The 408-nt window shown below is 60.8% G+C and carries 1 protein-coding gene; it reads left to right on the top strand.

Annotation, left to right across the window (positions count from 1 at the left end):
- Window positions 1–311 (top strand): PhzF family phenazine biosynthesis protein (locus L981_RS32945; RefSeq protein ID WP_043627200.1); only part of this gene is annotated, 311 nt, incomplete at its 5' end.
- Window positions 312–408 lie beyond the last annotated feature (97 nt).

Below are 408 nucleotides of genomic sequence, written 5' to 3'. Positions count from 1 at the left end.
TTGCCGCCGCTTACGTCTATTGTCGCGGCGGCGTGAACCACACGGCGCGCTTCCATGCCCGCAAGTTCGGGCCCGGTGCCGGCAACCTCGAGGATCCGGCAACCGGCTCGGCCGTCGCTGCCCTTTCCGGCGCAATCCATTACTTCGACCAGTTCGTCGACGGCCATCATCCGGTGCTCGTCGAGCAGGGCGTGGAAATGGGGCGGCCGTCCTTCATCCACCTGCATCTCGACATTGCGGGCGGCGAGATCAGCAATGCCCGTATCGGTGGCCATGCAGTGAAGATCGCGGCCGGCGAACTCTACGTCTGAGGCATAGATGTATGCTTTGGAAAATTCAGCTTAATCAGCGCTTTAAGAGACGTTTTGGTGGGTGATCACGGGCTCGAACCGTGGACCCGCTGATTAA

The organism is Ensifer sp. ZNC0028 (assembly GCF_000799055.1).
Lineage (GTDB): Bacteria > Pseudomonadota > Alphaproteobacteria > Rhizobiales > Rhizobiaceae > Ensifer.
The sequence above is the reverse complement of the archived record's forward strand: the minus strand, read 5'-3'. Positions and strand labels throughout refer to the sequence as shown.